15 protein-coding genes and 1 tRNA gene are annotated in these 20,630 nt (G+C 76.7%); 9 read left to right on the top strand and 7 right to left on the bottom strand.

What is annotated here, in order from left to right:
• Window positions 1-34: 34 nt before the first annotated feature.
• Together ACFQ6N_RS06945 and ACFQ6N_RS06940 are read right to left on the bottom strand one after the other, a co-directional pair.
• Window positions 35-2,257 (bottom strand): MMPL family transporter, encoded by a 2,223-nt coding sequence (locus tag ACFQ6N_RS06945; RefSeq protein ID WP_380647420.1) that lies wholly within the window; start codon window positions 2,255-2,257, stop codon window positions 35-37.
• A 172-nt stretch (window positions 2,258-2,429) separates the two neighbouring features.
• Complete coding sequence (locus tag ACFQ6N_RS06940) at window positions 2,430-4,472, bottom strand: hypothetical protein (RefSeq protein ID WP_380647419.1); 2,043 nt, start codon at window positions 4,470-4,472, stop codon at window positions 2,430-2,432.
• A 465-nt stretch (window positions 4,473-4,937) separates the two neighbouring features.
• On the opposite strand from ACFQ6N_RS06940, the gene ACFQ6N_RS06935 reads away from it, so the two are divergent.
• From ACFQ6N_RS06935 to ACFQ6N_RS06920, 4 genes are all read left to right on the top strand, one after another.
• Window positions 4,938-5,528, top strand: a complete 591-nt coding sequence (locus tag ACFQ6N_RS06935; RefSeq protein WP_380647418.1) for a lytic polysaccharide monooxygenase — start codon at window positions 4,938-4,940, stop codon at window positions 5,526-5,528.
• Window positions 5,529-5,807: 279 nt separating this feature from the next.
• Complete coding sequence (locus tag ACFQ6N_RS06930; RefSeq protein WP_380647417.1) at window positions 5,808-6,905, top strand: chemotaxis protein; 1,098 nt, start codon at window positions 5,808-5,810, stop codon at window positions 6,903-6,905.
• Window positions 6,906-7,177: 272 nt separating this feature from the next.
• Window positions 7,178-8,542 carry an FAD-dependent oxidoreductase gene (locus ACFQ6N_RS06925; RefSeq protein WP_380647416.1) on the top strand — a complete coding sequence of 455 codons (1,365 nt, stop codon included), beginning with the start codon at window positions 7,178-7,180 and terminating at the stop codon, window positions 8,540-8,542.
• Between the two features lie 166 nt (window positions 8,543-8,708).
• Window positions 8,709-10,202 carry an SDR family oxidoreductase gene (locus ACFQ6N_RS06920; protein ID WP_380647561.1) on the top strand — a complete coding sequence of 498 codons (1,494 nt, stop codon included), beginning with the start codon at window positions 8,709-8,711 and terminating at the stop codon, window positions 10,200-10,202.
• Between the two features lie 112 nt (window positions 10,203-10,314).
• Here the strand turns inward: ACFQ6N_RS06920 and ACFQ6N_RS06915 are convergent, their stop codons facing one another.
• Window positions 10,315-10,578, bottom strand: coding sequence for a hypothetical protein (locus tag ACFQ6N_RS06915; RefSeq protein ID WP_380647415.1), 264 nt, complete (start codon window positions 10,576-10,578; stop codon window positions 10,315-10,317).
• A 463-nt stretch (window positions 10,579-11,041) separates the two neighbouring features.
• On the opposite strand from ACFQ6N_RS06915, the gene ACFQ6N_RS06910 reads away from it, so the two are divergent.
• The 3 genes from ACFQ6N_RS06910 (at window position 11,042) to ACFQ6N_RS06900 (ending at window position 13,333) form a co-directional block, all read left to right on the top strand.
• Window positions 11,042-11,863 carry a GNAT family N-acetyltransferase gene (locus tag ACFQ6N_RS06910; protein ID WP_380647414.1) on the top strand — a complete coding sequence of 274 codons (822 nt, stop codon included), beginning with the start codon at window positions 11,042-11,044 and terminating at the stop codon, window positions 11,861-11,863.
• 43 nt (window positions 11,864-11,906) lie between these two features.
• Window positions 11,907-12,128 carry a translation initiation factor IF-1 gene (infA, locus tag ACFQ6N_RS06905; RefSeq protein WP_380647413.1) on the top strand — a complete coding sequence of 74 codons (222 nt, stop codon included), beginning with the start codon at window positions 11,907-11,909 and terminating at the stop codon, window positions 12,126-12,128.
• A gap of 191 nt (window positions 12,129-12,319) precedes the next feature.
• On the top strand, window positions 12,320-13,333 hold the full coding sequence (locus ACFQ6N_RS06900; protein ID WP_380647412.1) for a DUF4232 domain-containing protein: 1,014 nt from the start codon (window positions 12,320-12,322) through the stop codon (window positions 13,331-13,333).
• Between the two features lie 491 nt (window positions 13,334-13,824).
• Here ACFQ6N_RS06900 and ACFQ6N_RS06895 read toward each other — a convergent pair whose 3' ends face one another.
• Window positions 13,825-14,841, bottom strand: coding sequence for an AraC family transcriptional regulator (locus ACFQ6N_RS06895; protein WP_380647411.1), 1,017 nt, complete (start codon window positions 14,839-14,841; stop codon window positions 13,825-13,827).
• A 142-nt stretch (window positions 14,842-14,983) separates the two neighbouring features.
• Between ACFQ6N_RS06895 and ACFQ6N_RS06890 the strand changes: the two genes are divergently transcribed.
• A tRNA-Glu gene (locus ACFQ6N_RS06890) sits at window positions 14,984-15,052 on the top strand.
• A 104-nt stretch (window positions 15,053-15,156) separates the two neighbouring features.
• On the opposite strand, the gene ACFQ6N_RS06885 is transcribed toward ACFQ6N_RS06890, so the two are convergent.
• Window positions 15,157-15,924: a GntR family transcriptional regulator gene (locus tag ACFQ6N_RS06885; RefSeq protein WP_380647410.1), complete on the bottom strand. Its 768-nt coding sequence runs from the start codon at window positions 15,922-15,924 to the stop codon at window positions 15,157-15,159.
• Window positions 15,925-16,152: 228 nt separating this feature from the next.
• On the opposite strand from ACFQ6N_RS06885, the gene ACFQ6N_RS06880 reads away from it, so the two are divergent.
• On the top strand, window positions 16,153-17,742 hold the full coding sequence (locus tag ACFQ6N_RS06880) for an alkaline phosphatase family protein (RefSeq protein WP_380647409.1): 1,590 nt from the start codon (window positions 16,153-16,155) through the stop codon (window positions 17,740-17,742).
• A gap of 31 nt (window positions 17,743-17,773) precedes the next feature.
• Here ACFQ6N_RS06880 and ACFQ6N_RS06875 read toward each other — a convergent pair whose 3' ends face one another.
• Window positions 17,774-18,385, bottom strand: a complete 612-nt coding sequence (locus tag ACFQ6N_RS06875) for a DUF3592 domain-containing protein (protein ID WP_380647408.1) — start codon at window positions 18,383-18,385, stop codon at window positions 17,774-17,776.
• Window positions 18,386-18,492: 107 nt separating this feature from the next.
• On the bottom strand, window positions 18,493-20,595 hold the full coding sequence (gene ligA / locus ACFQ6N_RS06870; RefSeq protein WP_380647560.1) for an NAD-dependent DNA ligase LigA: 2,103 nt from the start codon (window positions 20,593-20,595) through the stop codon (window positions 18,493-18,495).
• Between the last annotated feature and the right edge of the window lie 35 nt (window positions 20,596-20,630).

Below are 20,630 nucleotides of genomic sequence, written 5' to 3'. Positions count from 1 at the left end.
CCCCACGCTTCACGCCCCGTACCCCCCCCTCGCCTCAGGCCCCCTCGCCCTCGGTGTCGATGTGCGGCAGCACCCGGTCCAGGAAGCGCGGCGTCCACCAGGCCGCCGGACCCAGCAGCGTCATCACCGCCGGCACCAGCAGCAGCCGCACCACCGTGGCGTCCACCAGCACGCTCACCGCCAGGCCCAGCCCCATCATCTTGATCACCACGTTGTCGCTGACGATGAACGCGGCGAAGACGCTCACCATGATCAGCGCGGCGCAGCTGATCACCCGGGCGGTGATCTCCAGCGCGTGCGCCACCGCGTCCCGGCTGCGCCCGGTGCGCAGCCAGGCCTCGTGCACCCGCGAGAGCAGGAAGATCTCGTAGTCCATGCTCAGCCCGAAGACGATCGCGAACATCATCATCGGCACGTAGCTCTCGATCGGGACCTTGCCCGCCACGCCGAGCGCCGGACCGCCCCAGCCCCACTGGAAGACCGCCACCACCACCCCGTACGAGGCCGCGATCGACAGCAGGTTCAGCACCGCGGCCTTGAGCGCGACCAGCAGGCCGCGGAACACCGCCAGGATGATCAGGAAGGCCAGCGCGACCACCACCGCGATGATCAGGACCAGCCGGCTCGACACGATGTCCAGGAAGTCGACCTGGGCGGCGGTGTTGCCCGTCAGGTAGGTCCTGGCGCCGGTGCCGGCCACCGCGTCGGGCAGCACGGTGTCCGACAGCCGGTTGACCAGGTCGGTGGTGGCCCGGTCCTGCGGCGCGCCCGCCGGGATGACGGTGGTGAACAGCACCGCGCCGTCCGGGCTGGTCTGCAGCGGGGCCACGCTCGCCGCGCCGGGCAGGCCGGTGAGCGCCTGCTGCACCGAGGACTGCACGCCCGGCCGCGCCCCCGCGGCCACCGCGCCCTGGTCCACCACCACCGTCAGCGGCGCGTTCGAACCCGGCCCGAAGGCCTGCGACATCAGGTCGTAGGCGCGCCGGTCGGTGAAGTCCGTGGAGTCGGCGCCGTCGCCGATGTGGCCGAGCTGGATGGAGAACAACGGGACCGACAGCACCGCCAGCACCGCCACCCCGGCCACCAGGTACCACCAGGGGCGCGCCTCGACCCGCCGGGCGTAGCGGTGCCAGCTCCCGCCCGCCTCCCCGCCCCCGCCGGCCTCGGCGATCGGCCGGCGCACCGCGAACCGGTCCATCCGGCGCCCGATCAGCCCCATCAGCGCCGGCAGCAGGGTGAGCGCTCCGAGCACCGCCGACACCACGGTGACGGCCGCCGCGGCGCCGAGCTTGGCGATGAACGAGATGCCCGACACCGACAGCCCGGACAGCGCGATGATCACCGTGCAGCCGGAGACCAGCACCGCCCGCCCGCTGGTGGCCACCGCCTGCCCGGCCGAGGCCACCGGGTCCACGCCGTCCATCAGGTTCTGCCGGTGACGGGTGAGCAGGAACAGCGCGTAGTCGATGCCCACCCCGATACCGATCATCGTCGCCAGGGTCGGCGCCACCGTCGCGAACGTCGACAGCGCCGCGACCAGCCCCAGCGCCCCCAGCCCGACCACCGCCGCGAACAGCGCCGTCACCAGCGGCAGCCCGGCCGCGATCACGCTGCCGAACCCCACCAGCAGCACCACCACCGCCACCGCGAAGCCGATCGCCTCGCTGGAGCGGTCGTCCGGCGCCGGCCGGGCCAGCTCGCCCAGCGGGCCGCCGTACTCCACCTGCACCCCGGCCTGGCGCAGCGGCGCCACCGCCGCGTCCACCCCGGCCAGGTAGTCGGTGCCCAGCAGGGTCGGCGTGGTGTCGAAGCGGACCGTGATGTACCCGGTCAGGCCGTCGGCGGCCAGCGGCCCGCCCGGCGCGGCGGGCTGGCCCGGCGGCGGCAGCGGGCCCTGCGCCGACACCACGTGCGGCAGCTGCTGCAGCGAGGCCACCGCCTGGGCGATCTGCGGCTGGAAACCGGTCAGCTGCGCGGCGTCGTGCAGCACCACCTGGGAGCTGGTGCCCGCGGCGCCCGGCTCGTGCGCCTGGAGCACGTCACGGCCCTGCTGCGCCTGGGTGCCGGGCAGCGAGAAGTCGTCCGAGTAGGTGCCGCCGACCGTCTTGTTGGCGGCCTGGACGCCGGCGAGGGCGACGATCCACAGCACGATGACGGTCAGCGAGTGGCGTGCGCACCACTCGCCCAGGCGGCGCAGGGCCGCGCGCCGGCCCGGCCGGGCGGCGGCCGAGGGGGCGGGGCGGGCAGGCGTCGGCATGGGGGCTCCCGGGTCTGCTGCGCGGTGGTGCGCGGTGGCGCGCCGGATCGGCGCAGTGTTCCCGGCGGCCCGGGCGGCCCACCGGTACCGGCGGGTAGTCGCCCCGACGGCCCCGGCCGGGTCCGGGCCGGGGCCGTCGGGCCGGTGGTGCGGCGGTGGCGGCGGGGGAGGGTCAGGGCCGGGCGGGGCCGCCGAGCTCCGGGACGGGGACGGGCGCGGCGGCGCCGACCAGGACGACCAGTTCGTGGCCGCCGGGGTTGGTCTGCACGGGGACGGTGCGCCAGTTGTTGGCCAGCCAGACGTTGCCCGAAGGGTCGATCCGCAGGCCGGTGTTGCGCTCCAGCCCGTCGCTGGGGTAGCCGGTGTCGGGCGGGGAGAGGGGCTGTCCGGTGCGGTACCCGGGCGGGCAGGCGGAGAGGTCGGTGCCGCAGAGCCGGGCGACGCGGTGGCCGCCGAAGTTGGCGACCCAGACCGTGTCGTCCCCGTCGACGGCGATGCCCCAGGGCAGGAACAGGCCGCCGTTGGTGAAGGGTTCGGGGGCCGGGGTCCCGTCGGGCCCGATCAGGGTGACCGAGGCGCCCGGGCGCGGGCCGGCGTCGGCTCCGGCGGCGGCGGCCAGGTCGTCGGCGGTGGAGTCCGCGCAGGGCACCGGCAGGATGCCGCTGTTGCTGACCCAGGCGTTGCCCCCGCTGTCGGTGGCGACCGCGAGCGGGCGGCGCAGCCCGCCGCCGGTGACGGTCCGTTCCGGGGTGCCGTCGGGGGAGAGGACCTGGACGCTGTCGTTGCCGTTGCCGCTGACCCACAGCCGCCCGGCGGGGTCGACGGCGGCGCCGAAGGGCTTGTCCAGGGCGGGGACGGGGACCTCCCGGGCACGGGTCGGGTCGCCGTCGGGGATCCGGGTCACGCTGTCGCCGCCGCAGTTGGCGACCCAGACGGTGCCGGAGCGGTCGGCGGCCATGCCCTGGGGCTGGGCGATGCCGCCGGCGCGCAGGCCCTCGGGCGGGGAGAGCGGGGTGCCGTCGGGGGCGAACCGGGAGACGCTGCGCTCCAGCGGGGTCGGGTCGATCGGGCAACCCCGGCCCTGGAAGCCGAAGTTGGCGACCCAGGCGGTGCCCGCGGCGTCGACGGTGACGCCGAAGCCCGCGCCGTACAGGCCACCGCCCGGGTAGGGCGCGCCGGGGGCGTCCCGGCCGGTGGGAGTGAACTTCAGGACGCTGCGCCCGCCGCAGACCGGGACGGCGGGGTCGGCGCCGTAGACGTAGTTGTTGGTGACCCAGGCGTTGCCGTCCGCGTCGAAGGCGAGGTTGCCGGGGCCGTCGAGCTCGTGGCCGTTGCCGTCGTAGCGCAGGGCGACGGTCCAGGCGTCGGGGGCGGCGGGCAGGGCGGGCCGGTAGCGGGGGGCGGTGTCGGCGAGGGCGAAGAGGGCGGCGGCGTTGTGGCCGGGGTCGTGGGCGATGTCGACGGCGGCGCGCAGGGTGTCGCGGGGCCGGTCGCGGCCGGGGCGGCGGGCCAGGTCGAACAGCCGGTCGCAGGCGTCGCCGGTGGCGGTGGCGTCGGTCGCGTCGGTGGCGTCGGTGACGCAGGCGGCGAGCAGGTTGGCGAGGGTGTTGACCTCGGCCAGGGTCGAGGTGAGGGCGCCGTTGGGCGGGGCGGCGAGGGTGGCGGCGATGCCGCCGGTGCCGGTGTCGGCCAGGTTGTGGGCGACGGCGGCGGCGTTCTGCAGGCCGGGGCGGGTGCCGGCGACGCCGTCCGGGCCGGTGAAGCGGGCCAGGGCGTAGGCGACGGCGACGGTGGTGCGCTCGTTGACGACGAGTTCGGGCGGGGCGTCGGCGCCGCTGAGCACGGCGGCGAGCACGGCGGGCCCGCCCTGCGGGGTGCGGGCCCCGGGGCGGCCCCCGGTCCGGCTCCCGGGGCGGCCGGGGTCGGCGAGCACGTACAGCACGGCGTGCGGGTCGTGCGGGCGGCGGTAGTCGAGGGTGAAGCGCCCGTCCTCGGCGCTGCGGGTGCGGGCCAGGACCCGGGGCGGGGCGCCCCGGCCGTCCCCGGCCTGGTAGAGCGTCACCTCGGCGCCGCCGAGCGGGGTGTCGCCGCTGCGGACCACCCCGCACTGGTCGGCCGGCTCCGGTCCGGCGGTGGCGGACGCGGGGTGGGAGGGTCCGGCGGCGAGCTGGGCCAGGAGGGCGGCGGTCAGCAGGACGCCGCGGCGTCGGCGCATGGGGGCTCCGTTCGGTCGCAGGGGAGACGGCGGCCCGGGTGCCCGGTGCGGGCGGGGCCGCCGTCCTCCTGCCTGCCACATCCGGGGCCGCCCGCGCGCGACCGGCCGTGGGACGCGGCGGAAATTGCCCGGTACGGGCGAGGCGCGGCCGCCCGGTGCCGGGCGGTGCCGGTGGTGCCGCCGGCGGACGGGCGCCGGGCCGGGCCCGGAGGCGGGGACGGGGGCGGTCGCCGGGGCGGGGACGGCCGTCGCGACGGGCGCTGCGGACGACGCGGCGGTGACCTCCCTTGCGGCGCTTGGGAGTTGCCGGAATGGTTCAGACCATTGACGCGCGGGAAGTCAGCTCCTACGGTGTCGGGCAACCAGTCTGGCGCGGGCATGCCATGTCCCGACGGGCCCGTGCGCACCCCCACGCGCACGCCCCGCGCCGGGCGCACACTCCATCCACCCCCACGGAGGAGCACCATGCGCACACGCCATCTCGTGGCGGTCGCCGTCGCCGCGATCGCCCTGCCGCTCGCCACGGCCCTGCCCGCCCAGTCGCACGGCTTCATCGGCCAGCCGCCGAGCCGCTCCGCGCTCTGCGGCGCCAACGCCGTCCCCTGGGACTGCGGCGACATCCAGTGGGAGCCGCAGAGCGTCGAGGGCCCCAAGGGCTTCCCCTCCCGCGGCCCCGCCGACGGCACCATCTGCGCCGGCGCCGACGGGCGCTGGGCCCCGCTGGACGACCCGCACGGCGGCGCCTGGCCGACCACCAAGGTGACGGGCGGCCAGCAGCTCACCTTCACCTGGTCCATCGAGGCCCGGCACTCCACCACGAACTTCCGGTACTTCCTCACCAAGCCCGGCTACGACGCGTCCCAGCCGATCACCCGGGCCTCCCTGGACCTGACCCCGTTCCTGACCGTCCCCTACAACGGCCGCCAGCCCGCCGCCACCACCACCCACACCGCGACCCTGCCCACCGGCCGCACCGGCCACCAGGTGGTCGTCGCCGTCTGGGACGTCGCCGACACCGGCAACGCCTTCTACTCCTGCACCGACGTCCTGTTCTGACCCGCCGTCCCGACCGGCCGTCCCGACCTGCCGCAGCGTCCCGCCGGCGCCCGCCCCTCCCCGGGCGGCGCCGGCGGGACGCCGCACGTGCGGCGCCGTACGGCCCGCCCCGGGACCCGGTGCGGGGCGCCGGTGCGGGGCGCCGGCGTGGAGAGGCCGACCCCGGGCGGCCGCACGCCGTCAAAAGCCGCAGATAGGTACATTGAGGGCATTCGGGAGCAGCGCCAGGCTTCGCGCGTCCACGCACAGAAGGCCGAACCGCCTTCGGAAAGGGTCTCCATGCACCCCGCCCTCAGCCCCGCCGTCCTCGCCGAGCTGCGCCGGCCCCGGCCCTACCCGGCGGTGTCGATCCTGATGCCCACGCACCGCCGCGAGCCGGACAACGCGCAGGACCCGGTCCGGCTGCGCAACCTGCTGGCCGAGGCGAAGGAGAGGGTCCAGGCCGACCCCGAGGTCTCCCGGGCCGACCGGATCGACGTGCTGGAGCAGCTCGACCGGGCCCTCACCGAGGTCGACCTGGTGCACGCCGAGGACGGCCTGGCGATCCTCGCCGCGCCCGGCGAGCACCAGGTCTGGTCACTCGGGCGCACCGCCCCCGCCCGGGTGGTCCTGTCCGACACCTTCCTCACCCGCAACCTGGTCGCCGCGCACGCCGCCGAACGCCCGCACTGGGTCGTCGCCGTCGCCGCCGACCGGGTGGTCCTGTGGGGCGGCACCAGCGAACGCGTCACCGAGGAGAACGGCGACGGCTTCCCGCTGGTGCGCGTCCACGACAACCCCGACCCCGAACGCCAGGAACGCATCGGCGACACCCCCAGCACCTTCCGCGACGAGGAGACCAAGACCTTCCTGCGCCAGGCCGACGCCGGGATCGCCAAGCTGCTCGCCGCCGACCCCCGCCCGCTGTACGTCGTCGGCGAGGCCGCCGCGCTCGCCCTGCTGGACACCGTCGGCCCGCTCGCCCGGCAGGCCACCGCGCAGATCCCGCACGGCGGCCTCGCCCAGGCCGACGCCGAGACCGTGCGCCAGGTGGTCGGGCCCGCCGTGCGCGCCCAGGCCGAGCGCGAGGTCGCCGACGCCCTCGACCTGCTCGACAAGGCCCGCGGCCGGCAGGCCTTCGCCGCCGGCCTGGACGAGGTCTGGCGGGCCGCCGGCGAGGGCCGGATCAACCGCCTGGTCGTCGAGGAGAACTACCGCACCACCGTGCGCGACGACGGCGACCACCTCGTCCCCGCCGAGGCCGACCAGCCCGGGGCCCGCGAGGACATCGTCGACGAGGTGATCGAGCGCGCCCTCGGCACCGGCGCCGAGGTCGGCTTCGTCCCCGACGGCACCCTCGCCGACAGCGGCCGGATCGCCGCCGCCCTGCGCTACTGACCCCTGCCCACCGGGCACCCCCACCGGGCATCCCTTCCGCGGCCGCCCGCCGGACCACCCCTCCGGCGGGCGGCCGCGGCGCGCCCGGCGGGGGTGCCGCGCCCCTCCGGTGCCTCCCGCGCCCCCCGTACGGAACCTCCCGTACGGAAACCGGCCGGATACCGACCAATCCGCCGCCCCGCCCGCTCCGAACGGCGGATGCGGCCCCCGACGGCGCCGCCCAGCGACACCGAACCGGGCCGACCGGAAGGGGAACCCCGTTGACCGCACCCATGACCGCACCCGTGACCGGGCCACCGGGCGGCCCCCGCGCCCCGCGCACCCCGCGTCCCCCCGGCCCCCGCCGGATCGCCGTCGTCGGCGCCGGCGTGGCCGGCCTCACCGCGGCCTGGGAACTGCGCCGCGCCGGCGCCGACGTCGAACTCTTCGACACCGAAGGACCAGCCGCCGGACCAGCCGCCCGGCCCGCCCGCACCCGGCCCGACACCGCCCCCGACGGCCGCCAACCCGCCCTGGACACCGGCTTCCTGGACACCGGCTTCCTGGTCCACCGGGAACACGCCCGCCCGCACCTGCTCCGGCTCCTGGACGACCTCGGCCTCCCCACCCGCGACAGCGACCCGAGCATCTCCGTGCACTGCGAGGGCTGCGGCCTCCAGTACGCCGGCGCCGACGGACCGGCCGGACTCCTCGCCCGCCCCGACCCGCCCCTGCGCCACCGCTACCTGCGCCTGCTCGCCGACATCCCGCGCCTGCGCAGCCGCGCCCGCCGCCTGCTCGCCGACCCCGGCGCCGGCGACCCCACCCTGCGCGACTTCCTCCTGGACGGCTGCTTCTCCGGCTACTTCACCCACCACTACCTGGCGCCCCTGGTCGCCTCCGCCCGCCCCGGCGCCCCCGACCCGGCCGGCGACCACCCCGCCCGCCACCTGTTCGCCTTCCTGGACCACCACGGCCTGCTCCGCGCCGCCGGCCCGCCCGCCCGGCGCACCGTCACCGGCGGATCCGCCGCGTACGTGCGCCGGATCGCCGAACACCTCGCCGCCGTCCGCCGCCGCACCCCCGTACGGGCCGTCCACCGCCACCTCGACGGCATCACCCTCACCACCGCCGACGGCCGCCGCGCCGAAGCCGACGCCGTCGTCATCGCCACCCGCGCCGACCGGGCCCTGCACCTGCTCGCCGACCCCACCCGCGCCGAACGCCAGCTCCTCGCCGCCTTCCGCTACACCCGCGACCCGGCCGTCCTGCACCGCGACGCCTCCCTCCTGCCCCGCGCCCACTGGGCCCGCGGCTCCTGGAACTACCGCATGCCGCACTGCACCGCCCCGGCCGGCGCCGCCCGGATCAGCCACCACCCCCACCGGCTGCTGCGCCTGGACGCCCCCGAGGACTACCTGGTCACCCGCAACGAGCCGCCCCATGACCCCGTCCCCGAGCACCTGGTGATCTCCCGCACCGTCCACGAGCACCCCCTGCACACCGCCGAGACCGTCGCCGCCCAGCGGCTGCTGCCCGGCCTCACCACCGGGCGCACGGCCTTCGCCGGAGCCCACCACGGCTGGGGGTCCCCCGAGGACGGCTGCCGCTCCGGCCTCGACGCCGCCCACGCCCTGCTCGGGGCGGGCCCGCCGTGACGGGCCGCCGCCCGCCGGGGCGCCGGGGCCCGCCGGGCGGGGTCCGCCGCCGCGCCGTAGGCTCACGGCCGTGACCGCCCCCGCCGGACCCGGGCGCCCCGGGCCCGCCCCCCGCGAGGGCGCCGGTGAGGACGACGCCCCGCCGTACGGACGAGAGGAGCGCACGGTGGACGAGCAGGCCCCCGCCGGGCCGCGCTGCCTGGTCACCGGAGCCACCGGCTACATCGGCGGCCGCCTGGTGCCCGAACTCCTGGCCGCCGGCCACCGGGTGCGCTGCCTGGCCCGCGACCCCGGACGCCTGCGCGACCAGCCGTGGCGCGCCGAGGTCGAGGCGGTCGTCGGCGACGTCACCCGGCCCGACAGCCTGGACGGCGCCTTCGACGGCGTCGACACCGCCTACTACCTGGTCCACTCGCTCGGCACCGGCCCCGACTTCGAGGACACCGACCGCCGCGCCGCCCGCGCCTTCGCCCGGGCCGCCGCCCGCGCCGGGGTGTCCCGGATCGTCTACCTCAGCGGACTGCTGCCGGCCGGCGTCCCCGAGGCCGCGCTCTCCCCGCACCTGCGCTCGCGCGCCGAGGTCGGCCGGGTCCTGCGCTCCGCCGGAGTGCCCACCGCCGAACTGCGGGCCGCCGTCATCATCGGCTCCGGCTCCGCCTCCTTCGAGATGCTGCGCTACCTGACCGAGCGGCTGCCCGTCATGGTCACCCCGCGCTGGGTCGACACCCGGATCCAGCCCATCGCCGTCCGCGACGTGCTGGCCTACCTGGTCGCCGCCGCCGCACTGCCGCCCGAGGCCGACCGGGCCTTCGACATCGGCGGACCGGACGTCCTCACCTACCGCCTGATGATGCGGCGCTACGCCAGGGCGGCCGGCCTGCCCGGACGGCTGATCGTCTCCGTGCCGGTGCTGTCCCCGCGCCTGTCCAGCCTCTGGGTCGGCCTGGTCACCCCCGTCCCCGGCCCGCTCGCCCGGCCGCTGGTGGAGTCGCTGCGCCACGAGGTGGTCTGCCACGAGCACGACATCGCCCGCTGGATCCCCGACCCGCCCCAGGGCCTCACCGGCTTCGACCGCGCCGTGGAACTCGCCCTGCGCCGCATCCGCGACGCCGACGTCGCCACCCGCTGGTCCTCCGCCTCGCTGCCCGGCGCCCCGAGCGACCCGCTGCCCACCGACCCCGACTGGGCCGGCGGCAGCCTCTACCAGGACCTGCGCGAACGACGGGTGGCCGCCGACCCGGCCGCCGTGTGGCGGGTGGTCGAGGGCATCGGCGGCGACAACGGCTGGTACTCCCTGCCCTTCGCCTGGGCCCTGCGCGGCACCCTGGACCGGCTGGCCGGCGGCGTCGGACTGCGCCGGGGCCGGCGCGACCGCCACCGCCTGCGGGTCGGCGACGCCCTCGACTTCTGGCGGGTGGAGGAGATCGAACCGGGCCGGCTGCTGCGCCTGCGGGCCGAGATGCGCCTGCCGGGCCTGGCCTGGCTCGAACTGCGGGTCGCCCCGGACGGGGAGGGCGGAACCCGCTACCGCCAGCGCGCTCTGTTCCACCCGCACGGCCTGGCCGGCCACGCCTACTGGTGGTCGATGGCGCCGTTCCACGGCCTGGTGTTCGACGCGATGGCCCGCAACATCACCGACCGGGCCGGCCGGTCCGCCTGACCCCGGTCCGTCCGGTCCCGGCCTGTCCGATCCAGGCCCGTTCGGCCCAGGCCCGTTCGGCCCAGGCCCGTCCGGCCCAGGCCCGTCCGGCCCCGGGGGAGCGGGCCGGCCCTCACCCGGCCGCCACCGGGCGGGCGGCGCCGTCCTCGGGGCAGGCCGGTTCCAGGGCCACGTCGAGCACGTCGACCATCCGGCGCAGCTTCTGCTGGACGCGGACGGCCTCGGGCCCCGGCACGCGCAGGACGGCCCGGGCCGGGGCGGCCGTCCCGGCGCTGAACGAGAGGTCCAGCACCCGGTGGTTGTTGAGGGTGGAGGCGAGGCGGGCGAGCGTCCCGGTGGAGGGGCGCAAGGTGACGGTGAGCCGGGTGTGCTCCATGGCGGCGGTCCTGTCTGTGGATGGGACTGGCGGGCCGGGAAAGCAGAAAGACCCCTCGCGGAGTGCGAGAGGTCTGCGTGCGGGCGGTGGGCCGGGGAGGGTCACTCCTCCCGGCGCGGTGCCGGCACGCCGCCGCTGGTAATCAGCTGCTGCTGCATGCCCCGCATGCTGGCAGAAACCCGCCGCGGTGGGACGGGGCGTCTCACCCTGCGGACGGCGGCGGCGCCCCGCGCGGGCCCGTCGCGGCGGCCGGCCGGGCGCCCGCCCGCCCCCGGACCCGGGAAAACCGGTTGGGCCCGGGCACCCGCGACTGCTACCGTCTGCGCAGCCGTGAGAGAACGAGAGGAGGTGAGCCCCGTGAAGGCCGTATCCATGTGGGTGCTCCCCCTCTCCGTCACGGTGGGCGGTTGACATAGGTGTCACCCGGGAGCGCCTCAGACCAGGCACTCCGGAAGGCACCACCATGAACCCCGCACACCCCGACTCCGACCCCGCTCCCGCCGGCGCCCCGGGCACCGACGGGCCCGCGCCCGTGGTCACCCGGCTCTCGGACACCTGCTGGCAGGCCGTGGAGGACGACCGCGTGGTCGGCTCCGGCGACGCCGCCCGCCGCCCCGACGGCCGCCTCTTCGTCAGCGTCGACGCCTGGCACGGCACGGTCTTCGACCGCATCGCCGCGGCCATGGCCGCCGACCTGCCCGAACCGCTGCACACCGTCACCGACGAGGCCGACCACGACACGACCGCCGCCTGGCAGCGGGCCGGCTTCACCCCCGTACGCCGAGAGTGGGGCTACCTCCTGCCCACCGACCCCGGGGCCACCGGCCTCGGCCCGGTCCGGCCCCCGGCGGGCGTGGCCATCGTGCCCGCCGGCCAGGCCCAGGAGGGCCCGCTGCGCGCCCTGGACCGGGTCGTCCACGACGAGGTCGAGGCCGGCCCCGGCTGGCCGGCGATGCCGGCCCAGATCCTGCCCCGCCCGGCGGGCCGCACCGTGCTCGACCCCTCCCGGTACGTGGTGGCACGCCAGGACGACCGGTACGTCGGCCTGCTGCGCGTCGCCCCGCTGACCCGCCGCCCGCGGATCGGGCTGCTCGCCGTCTGTGCCGACCGGCAGCGCCGGGGCATCGCCCGGGCGATGCTGGCCCACGCACTGGAATCGCTGCACCGCGGCGGCACCGACTCGGCCTGGGCCGAGGTCGCGGAGACCAACACGGCCGCCACCGCCCTCTTCGAGGGCATCGGCGCCCGGCGCGCCGCCAGCACTTTGGAACTCGTACGACCCTGACACCCCGCCCCCCGACCACCACCGAACGGAAGAGGTGAAGACCATGACCAAGGCAGACGCCATCGAAGTCGAAGGCACCGTCACCGAGTGCCTGCGCAATGCCACCTTCAGAGTGGAACTCCCCAACGGGCACGTCGTGCTCGCCCACATCAGCGGCAAGGTCCGCAAGAACCACATCAAGATCCTCCCGCACGACCGGGTGCTCGTGGAGCTCAGCCCCTACGACCTCACCCGCGGCCGGATCCGCTACCGCTACCGGTCATAGCGCGCCCGCCCGGCCCCCCGGCCCCATTCCGGGCCCGCCCCGCCCCGCCCCGGTCCGTCCCGGGCGCGGCGGGGCGGGCCCGTCGGCTTCGGCGGGTCCGTCGGGCCCGGCGCCCGGTCATTGCGGACCTGTTGCACACCGAGTGGTCCGGCTCACAGCCGTTCGGGGGCGAAGCGTGATCGACTCTCCGGATGCGCCAGTTCGAGAAGCCCCCCGCTCCGCTGACGGGCCGTCGGCCGGTCCCGGCCGCGGCCGTGATCGCCGTCACCGCCGCCGCCCTGCTCACCGGCTGCGGATCCCAGGCGACCGGGTCCGCCGGGTCCGCAGGGTCCGCCGGCGGGTCCGGCGCCCCGACGGCGTCCGTCAGCGCCGGGCCGTGCGGGGTGCCGTCGGCCCCGCCCACCGGCGGAGCGCAGGCACCGGAGGGGCTCGCCCGCGACGGCGTGCGGATCACCGCCGTCAGCCCGGTCTGCGCCGAGTACGAGGTGACCAACCCGGGCACCGAACCGTACGACGTCACCGTGCTGTTCAGCCTCGCCCCGGCGGGCCCCGACAGCGCGCGGAACGTGCCGCGCACGGCCGTGGCGGTCGCCCCGGGGGCCACCGTGAAGGACCGGATCGACCTGCCCGCCGCCGGCCCGGCGCGGCCCGGCACCGTACCGAAGGTGAGGATCCTCAAGGTCCGCAGCGTGCCCACCGCCGAGGCCCCGCACCCCGACGGCCCCTGCCCGGCGTCCGGCCTGCGGGTGTACACGGACGACGGCGACGCCGCGATGGGCCTGCGCGTGGCCGGCCTGCACCTGCGCAACTGCGGCACGGCCGCGGTGGCCCTGGACGGCTACCCGACCCTGCAGTTGCTCGACGAGGGGCACCGGCCCGTCGACGGGGTTCGGCTGCAGTCCGGCGGCGCCGGGATCGCCACCGGCACCGGCGCGGACAACCCGCCGGAGAAGATCTCGCTGCGCCCGGGCGAGGGCGCCCGCGCCGCCCTGGTGTGGCGCAACACCACCGGGGACGGCACCGCCGTGAACGCCCCCTACGTGCGGGTCCGTGCGACCCCGGGCGCGGCCCCCGTGATGGTCGTCCCGGAACTCGACCTGGGCACCACCGGCAGCCTCGGCGTCGGCGCCTGGGCCCGGGAGGACGCCAACGCCGCCCCGCCCGCCACCAGGCCGCCGGGCCCCGGACTGGGCCTGAGCGGCTGAGCCGCGCCCCGGCGGCACCCGGCGGCGGGGGAGCGGTCGTTTCCGGCCGTTCCGGGGCGCGCGGAGGCGCCCCGTGCGCCCCGGGGGCACCGTGGCGCCCCAGGGACCGCGGGGCGCGGGCGGAAGGCCGCTGCCCCGGGGCGGTGCCGGTGCATTTCCCGCCGTCATATGCCCCCGCGGCGGGCGGATCCCTAGAGTCACCGCAGCGCACCGACGGACCGGGCCCGGCCCCGGCCCGTGTCCCGGCCACGCCGACCCGAGGCGGACCAAGACCGAGGCAACCCGGCCCGCGGCACCCCCGGCCCGCGGCCACCGGCGCGCCCGAATGACCGGCGGACCGGCACGCTCCCCCGTGGCGTGCCGGGCCGCCGGTGTCCACCGTGGAGGATGCCAGGGCGCGGCCCGGCCGCGTTGGCACTGCGTCGACAGTTCCTTGGCACTGCGTCGACTCCCTGCTCCTGCTCCTGCTCCGGTCGCTCCGCCCGGCGCCGCTACCCCTGCGCCTGGCCGGACAGCGCCTGGTGCCGGTGCTCGCCGGGCGGCAGCCCGTACGCGGCGCGGAAGGCGCGGCTGAAGTCGGAGGCGCGGGGGATGCCGCAGCGGGCGGCGACGGCGTGCACCGGCAGGGCGCGCAGCGCCGGGTCCGCCAGGTCGCGGTGCGCCTTCTCCATCCGCCGGGCGCGGATCCAGGCCGCCACCGTCTCGCCCTGCGACTGCCGGGTGAAGACGCGGTGCAGGTAGCTGACGGAGATGTGGTGCGCTTCGGCGATCAGCGACGGGGTCAGCCCGGGGTCGTGCAGGTGGCGCCGGACGAACGTCCGCACGCTCTCCGCGATGACCCGCTGCCGGGCGTCGTCCGGCAGTTCGCCCTCGGCGTCCAGTTCCCGGGCCAGCCAGGAGGCCACCAGGTCGACCACGACGCCGCCCAGGCGGGGCGCCTCGGCCGGCCCCAGGACGGCGGCCTGCCGGTCCAGGCCGACCAGGAAGTCCGCGAGCAGCGCGCCGGAGCCCTCCCGCCCCGGGAACCCCCGGCCCAGCAGTCCTCGCAGGCGGTGCGGCGGCAGCGGCAGCAGGGCGGCGGGGAAGTCGACGCCGAGGGCCTCGACCCGGTGCACGGGCCGGCCGTCGGCGCGGGAGCCGAAGGCCCGCAGGTCGAACGGGTCGGCGCTGTCGACCAGGTGCAGGTCGCCCGGCGCGAAGGCCGCCGTCGGGCCGGCGCCGCGGGTCAGCGCCAGGCCGCCGGCGAGCAGCAGCGTCAGGTGGTAGACGCCCGGATCCGAGCGCCGCGCCATGCCCTCGCTGCGGCGGAACCGGGTCGGCGGGAACGACGTCCTGAGCAGGGTCACCGGCCCCAGCTCCACCCGCCGCATCTCCGCCTCGAAGTCGTCGGCGTGCGCGCTGGTCACCTCGCTGGCCCGGGTACGGCCGATCAACTCCCGCCAGTAGTCGAACCGTTCCCTCGCGGGCACGCCCTCGGCCCGGAACACGCCGCCCTTCTCCGCGGTCACTCTCGTCGCTTCCTTCTCACGTGCGTCCCCCGCCGTACGGCCGGGGCTGTCCCCCCGATTTTCCTCTTCCGATCATGAGCTGGTAACTTTCTTCCTGTCGGCGGGACAAGATCACGAAGTGGTCGGAAACCCGTCCGGGCAGGCGTCGGTGGTGCAGTGGTAGCACGCCCGCTTTCAGCGGGAAGGGTTCGTTCGATTCGGGCCCGGCGCTCCGATACGCAGGGGCGGAAGTCGTTTTCTCGACTTCCGCCCCTGTCGCTTTTCCTGACAGTCTCCCCGCTGCTCTCCGGGCGGGCGGGTCAGCCGTCGGCCGGGTCAGTCCCCGGCCGGGGCGCCGAGGGCGAGGGTGAAGCTGAAGCGGTCGCCGCGGTAGAGCGTGCGGACCTGCTCCAGCGGGCGGCCGGCGGCGTCGAGGCTGCGGCGGTGCAGCAGCAGCATCGGCAGCGCGGGCGGCGTGCCGATCAGCAGGGCCTCGCGCGGGGTGGCGAGGACGGTCTCGATGCGTTCGTCGGCGGCGCCGAGGTGGACGCCGTGCGCGCGCAGGTAGCCGTAGAAGGAGCCCTCGGGGTCGAAGTCCCGCCCCAGGCCGGGGACCCGGGCGACGGGCACGTACGTGGACTCCAGCCCGACGCGCTCCTCGTCGGCGCGCAGGACGCGCTCCAGGTGCCACAGCGGCTCGCCCCCGGGGACGCCCAGGCGCTCGGCCATCGCCGGGTCGGCGGGCAGCCGGTCGAGGGTGATCAGGGTGCGGCCGGGGCGCAGGCCCTGGCGGGTCACGCCCTCGGTGTAGCTGGTGAGGGAGAGCGGCTGCTCGATCTTGGGCCCGGCGACCACCGTGCCGCGGCCCTGGCGGCGCAGCCGGCCCTCCAGCAGCAGCTCGCGCAGGGCCTGGCGGACCGTCGCGCGGGCCACGCCGTGACGCTGCGCCAGATCGGCCTCGGTGGGCAGCCGCCCGCCCGGGCCCAGCTCGTCGACGAGCTCCTCCAGCCGGGCCTTGACCAGGTAGTACTTGGGCACCCGGCCGTGCTCGGGGACGCCGGCGCGGGCGGCCTCGGGGCCGGACCGGGGGATGGGGTGGGTCACCGCGCAAGCCTACCGAGCGGCCCGGGGGCGGCCCCGGGCCGTCCGCCCGTGAAGGCCGCGGACACGGAAGGGCCCACGGCCAAGGTCACGGAACGATAACCGGTCTGGTCTGAATTTCGACGGTTGTTCATACAACCGTGGACTCGGGGAGGGGCCGCCCTCGCCCGGCCGCCCCATCCTCGGTGCCGGTGCAACTGCACCGCGCCGCCGCTCAGTTGGGAGCCCCCGTTGCGTACCTCCCGCTCCACCCGGACCGTCGCCCTCGCCACCGCCACCGCGGCGGCCACCGCCGCAGCCCTGATCCCGCTGTCCGCCACCGCGTCCGCCGCAGCCACCACTGCCGCCGCCACCGCCACTGCCGCCGCTTCCGCCGCCTCGGCGTCCGCGTCCGCCGACGGCCCGTACCAGGGCCTGCCGAACGGCACCAAGCAGGCCAAGACCCTCGTCATCGGCATCGACGGCACCCGCTACGACAAGCTGCTCACCGCCGACGCGCCCGCCCTCAAGGCCCTGATGGCCGGCGGCCTGACCGCCACCGGCAACCTCTACGCCAACCCGCTGGCGCCCACCCTCTCCGGCCCCGGCTGGTCGACCATCGCCACCGGCGCGTGGCCCGACAAGCACAAGGTGAAGGACAACGCCTTCACCGGCGCCCGCTTCGACCTGTTCCCCGACTTCGCCACCCGCCTGGAGAACGCCGACCCCGCCACCTCCACGCTGGTCATCGGCTCCTGGAACCCGATCACCGCCAACGTCTTCAACGGCCGCGCCGACCTGCGCGTCCCCGAGAGCGAGAACGACACCAAGACCGCCGCCGACGCCGCCGACTACCTCGCCCACGGCAACCCGGACGCCACCTTCCTGCACTTCGACGGCATCGACGAGGCCGGCCACGCCCACGGCGGCGCCGGCGCCGACTACCTGGCCGCCATCCATACCGTCGACGCCCTCGTCGGCCAGGTCGTCCAGGCCGTCAAGTCCCGCCCCACCTACGGCTCCGAGGACTGGCTGATCGTCGTCACCACCGACCACGGTCACACCGACGCCGGCGGCCACGGCGGCAACAGCGCCAACGAGCGCCAGACCTTCCTCATCGCCGACGGCACCGGCTACACCCCCGGCTCCCGCCGCTACGACGTCAAGCCCGTCGACATCGCCCCCACCGTCCTCAAGCACGAGGGCGTCCCCGTCGACCCCGCCTGGAAGCTCGACGGGCAGCCCATCGACGAGATCACCCCCGACGCCTTCGACGCGCTGCGCCCGGTGCTGCAGACCCGGGTCGACGAGAGCGGCATCCCGGCCGCGGTGAAGGGCTGGACGCACACCCCGCCGGCCGGCTGGAGCATCGACAACTCCAGGATGCCCAGCGGCGGCGTCACCGAGTGGCGCGGCTGGACCTTCGCCACCGACGAGTTCTGGACCGCCGCCGAGCTCGGCCAGTCCCGCGAGACCAACGTGCGCGCCCGCAACGTGTTCGCCGTCGCCGACTCCGACGAGTGGGACGACAAGGCCCACGGCGCCGGGCAGTTCGACTCCACCCTGGTCAGCCCCGCCTACCCGGTGGCCGGCGCGGGCCGGGGCACGCTCTCCTTCGCCACCGACTACAAGGTCGACGGCCCGCAGACCGGCGACCTGTACGTGGTCTTCGACAACGGCGCCCCGCAGCTGGTGAAGTCCTACCGCAGCGACCTGAACACCGTCGAGCGCCTGCCCGTCACCGTCCCGGCCGGCGCCGCCACGGCCCGCTTCCAGTTCCGCTACACCGGCACCAACAGCGCCTTCTGGACGGTCGACCAGGTGGTCTTCACCGCCTCCTGACCCGCCTTCCGACCCGGCGCGGTCCGGCGGGTCAGTGCTTGGGGAGCAGGCTGGCGAGCATGCCGTCGGGGCAGCTCGCGCCGTCCGCCCCGCCGGTGCAGACGATCACCCCGGGGTGGCCGCCGGGGGTCCACCCCGGGCCGGGGGACTGCCCGGCGGGGGAGGTCAGCGGCCCCGGCGCGGCGGCGTCCGGCGCGGCCGTGAGGCCGAGGACGGCGAGGACCGCCCCGGCCGCGACGAGCACCAGGCCGCCCACGGCCCCCGCGACCAGCCGTCCGGAGACGCCCGACGGGTGCCCGTCGGCGAACACCACCCGCCGCGGCCGCTCGGGCAGGTAGCGCACCCGCACCAGGTCGCCCGTCACCCGGGGGACGCCGGAGCGGTCCCGGAAGCGGACGTCCCGGCCGTCCGGGGTGGTGAACCCCATGATCACGTGCCGCTCGGTGGAGGTCCGCCGCTCGGTGCCGGCCCCCCGCGTCTCCACCGTCAGATAGGTCTCCAGGCAGCGGGCCCGCGCCGTCACCCCCTGCGCCAGGATCCGCGCCCGCAGCCGGACCCTGAGCACCACCGCGACCAGGGCCGCCGCCCCCGCGACCACCCCGCCGGCACCGAACACCGACTGCACGACACCGCCATCCGACATGTCCACCCCCCGTGGAACCGCTCTCCGTACGTACGGACCATCGCCTGGGAGACGATGATCGTCCCCGTCCGGTTCCGCCGGTTCCGCCGGTGCCGCAGCGGCGGCCGTCAGCCCCGGGGCAGGTGCCCGGCGACCAGCACGGCGAACTCGTCCGGGGAGAGGATCCGGATGCCGAGCTCCTCGGCCTTGGCCCGCTTGGAGCCGGCCTTCTCACCGGCCACCAGCAGGGTGGTCCGCTTGGAGACGGACGAGGACGCCTTGCCCCCGGCGCGCTCGACGAGCTCGTTCATCTCGTTGCGGGACAGCGCGGCGAGCTCCCCGGTCATGCTCCCGGTGACGACGACCGCCTCGCCCGTCAGCGGGCCGCCCGCGCTCGTCCCCTCCTCCTCGCCCCCTTCCTCCTCGCCGCCTCCGGCCGCCGCGACGGGCGCCGCCGCGACGGGCGCCGCCGCGACGGGCGCCTGCGGCGCGGTGACCGCGGTGCCCACGCCCCGGGCCGCGAGCCGGTCCAGCAGCGGCGCCAGCTCGGCCAGTTCGGCGACGATGACCCGGGCCTTCTCCGGGCCGATCCCGTCCACCGCCGCCAGCGTCTCGGCGTCGGCGGCGCGGATCGCGGCCATCGAGCCGAAGTGGGCAGCCATGCGCCGCGACATGGTGCGCCCCGTGCCGCGCACGCCGAGCGCGCAGAACACCCGGTTGAGCGGGCGGCTGCGGGCCGTCTCGATCGCCGCGAGCAGGTTGTCGGTGCTGGTGTCGCCCATCCGCTCCAGGCCCAGGAGCTGCTCACGGGTCAGCGAGAACAGGTCGGCGAGGTCGGCGACCAGGCCGGCTTCGACGAGCTGGACGGCGCGGGTGCCGCCCAGGCCCTCGATGTCGAGCTGGTCGCGGCCGGCCGCGTAGCCGATGGACGCGACCACCTGGCAGTTGCGCCCCCGGACGCAGCGCCAGCGCTGTTCTTCGCGGTCGATGGCGTCGCCGCAGCGCGGGCAGACCTCGGGGAACACGACCGGCCGCTCGTCGCCGGTGCGCTCCTCGACCAGCGGCGCCTCGACGCGCGGGATGACGTCCCCGGCGCGGTAGACGAACACCCGGTCGCCGATCATCAGGCCGCGCCGGGTGATGTCGGCCGGGTTGTGGAGCGTGGCGTAGGTGACGGTCACGCCGTCGATGACCACCGGCTCCAGGACGGCGCGCGGCGCGATGATGCCGGTGCGCCCGACGTTCCACTCGACGTCGAGCAGCCGGGTGACCTTGTGCTCGGCGGCGAGCTTGCGGGCGACGGCCCAGCGCGGCGCGCGCGAGCCGGAGCCGGCGTCCTCCCGGTCCTGCGGGGAGTCGGCCTTGACCACCACGCCGTCGATGCCGAACGGCAGCCCGGAGCGCAGCGCGGCTATCTCCTCGATGCGCTGCTGGGCCTCCTCCAGGCCGGCGCAGCGCAGCGGGGCGGCGGCCGTGGCGGCGGCGGTGTTGGCCCCCAGGGCGGCCAGGCGCTCCAGCAGGGCGCTGTGGGCGAGGTCCTCGCCCAGGCCCACGGCGCCGTAGCCGAAGAAGGTCAGCTCGACTCGGTAGGGGCGGTCCTTGGCGCGCAGGGTGCCGGCCGCGCCGTTGCGCGGGTTGGCGAAGGGCACGGCGCCGTGGGCGGTGCGCACCTCGTTGGCGTGCTCGAACTGCTCGCGGGTGAGCAGGACCTCGCCGCGCAGCTCGACGTCGACGGGCTCGGCGAGCACGGCGGGCAGGCCCAGCACCGCGTCGGCGGCGTGGCTGATGTCCTCGCCGGCCAGGCCGTCGCCGCGGGTGACGAGCCGGTGCAGGCGCCCGGCGCGGTAGCGGGCGGCCACCGCCAGGCCGTCGAGCTTGGGCTCCACGCACCAGGCGGCCACCGGGCGGCCCAGGCGGCGCTCCAGGCCGGCCGCCCAGTCGACGAGCTCCTCGGCGGAGAAGACGTTGTCCAGCGACAGCATCGGCACGCTGTGCGGCACGTCGCCGCCGACCGCGCCGCCCGCGACCTTCCCGGTGGGGGAGTCCGGCAGCACCTCGTCCGGGTGCTCCCGCTCGTAGGCGGCGACGGCGCGCAGCAGGGCGTCGTACTCGTCGTCGCCGAGCGGGGTCGCGCCGTCGGTGTAGTAGGCGGCGGCGGCCCGGACTGCGGCGGCCACGGCGTCGGCGTAGCCGGCGGGGGTGAGCGGAGCGGCGTCGTTCATGGACGGCATCATCACCGCCGGCACTGACAACGCACCCCGCGCCG

The organism is Kitasatospora sp. NPDC056446 (genome assembly GCF_042796115.1).
Taxonomy (GTDB): Bacteria; Actinomycetota; Actinomycetes; order Streptomycetales; family Streptomycetaceae; genus Kitasatospora.
The sequence above is the reverse complement of the archived record's forward strand: the minus strand, read 5'-3'. Positions and strand labels throughout refer to the sequence as shown.

What these genes read in the sequence shown, in the direction of transcription:
- ACFQ6N_RS06925 (WP_380647416.1), top strand. Translation starts at nt 7,178, where the DNA reads ATGACCGCACCCGTGACCGGGCCACCGGGCGGCCCCCGCGCCCCGCGC.
- ligA (WP_380647560.1), bottom strand. Translation starts at nt 20,595, where the DNA reads ATGCCGTCCATGAACGACGCCGCTCCGCTCACCCCCGCCGGCTACGCC.
- ACFQ6N_RS06940 (WP_380647419.1), bottom strand. Translation starts at nt 4,472, where the DNA reads ATGCGCCGACGCCGCGGCGTCCTGCTGACCGCCGCCCTCCTGGCCCAG.
- ACFQ6N_RS06945 (WP_380647420.1), bottom strand. Translation starts at nt 2,257, where the DNA reads ATGCCGACGCCTGCCCGCCCCGCCCCCTCGGCCGCCGCCCGGCCGGGC.
- ACFQ6N_RS06910 (WP_380647414.1), top strand. Translation starts at nt 11,042, where the DNA reads ATGAACCCCGCACACCCCGACTCCGACCCCGCTCCCGCCGGCGCCCCG.
- ACFQ6N_RS06875 (WP_380647408.1), bottom strand. Translation starts at nt 18,385, where the DNA reads ATGTCGGATGGCGGTGTCGTGCAGTCGGTGTTCGGTGCCGGCGGGGTG.
- ACFQ6N_RS06930 (WP_380647417.1), top strand. Translation starts at nt 5,808, where the DNA reads ATGCACCCCGCCCTCAGCCCCGCCGTCCTCGCCGAGCTGCGCCGGCCC.
- ACFQ6N_RS06915 (WP_380647415.1), bottom strand. Translation starts at nt 10,578, where the DNA reads ATGGAGCACACCCGGCTCACCGTCACCTTGCGCCCCTCCACCGGGACG.
- infA (WP_380647413.1), top strand. Translation starts at nt 11,907, where the DNA reads ATGACCAAGGCAGACGCCATCGAAGTCGAAGGCACCGTCACCGAGTGC.
- ACFQ6N_RS06935 (WP_380647418.1), top strand. Translation starts at nt 4,938, where the DNA reads ATGCGCACACGCCATCTCGTGGCGGTCGCCGTCGCCGCGATCGCCCTG.
- ACFQ6N_RS06900 (WP_380647412.1), top strand. Translation starts at nt 12,320, where the DNA reads ATGCGCCAGTTCGAGAAGCCCCCCGCTCCGCTGACGGGCCGTCGGCCG.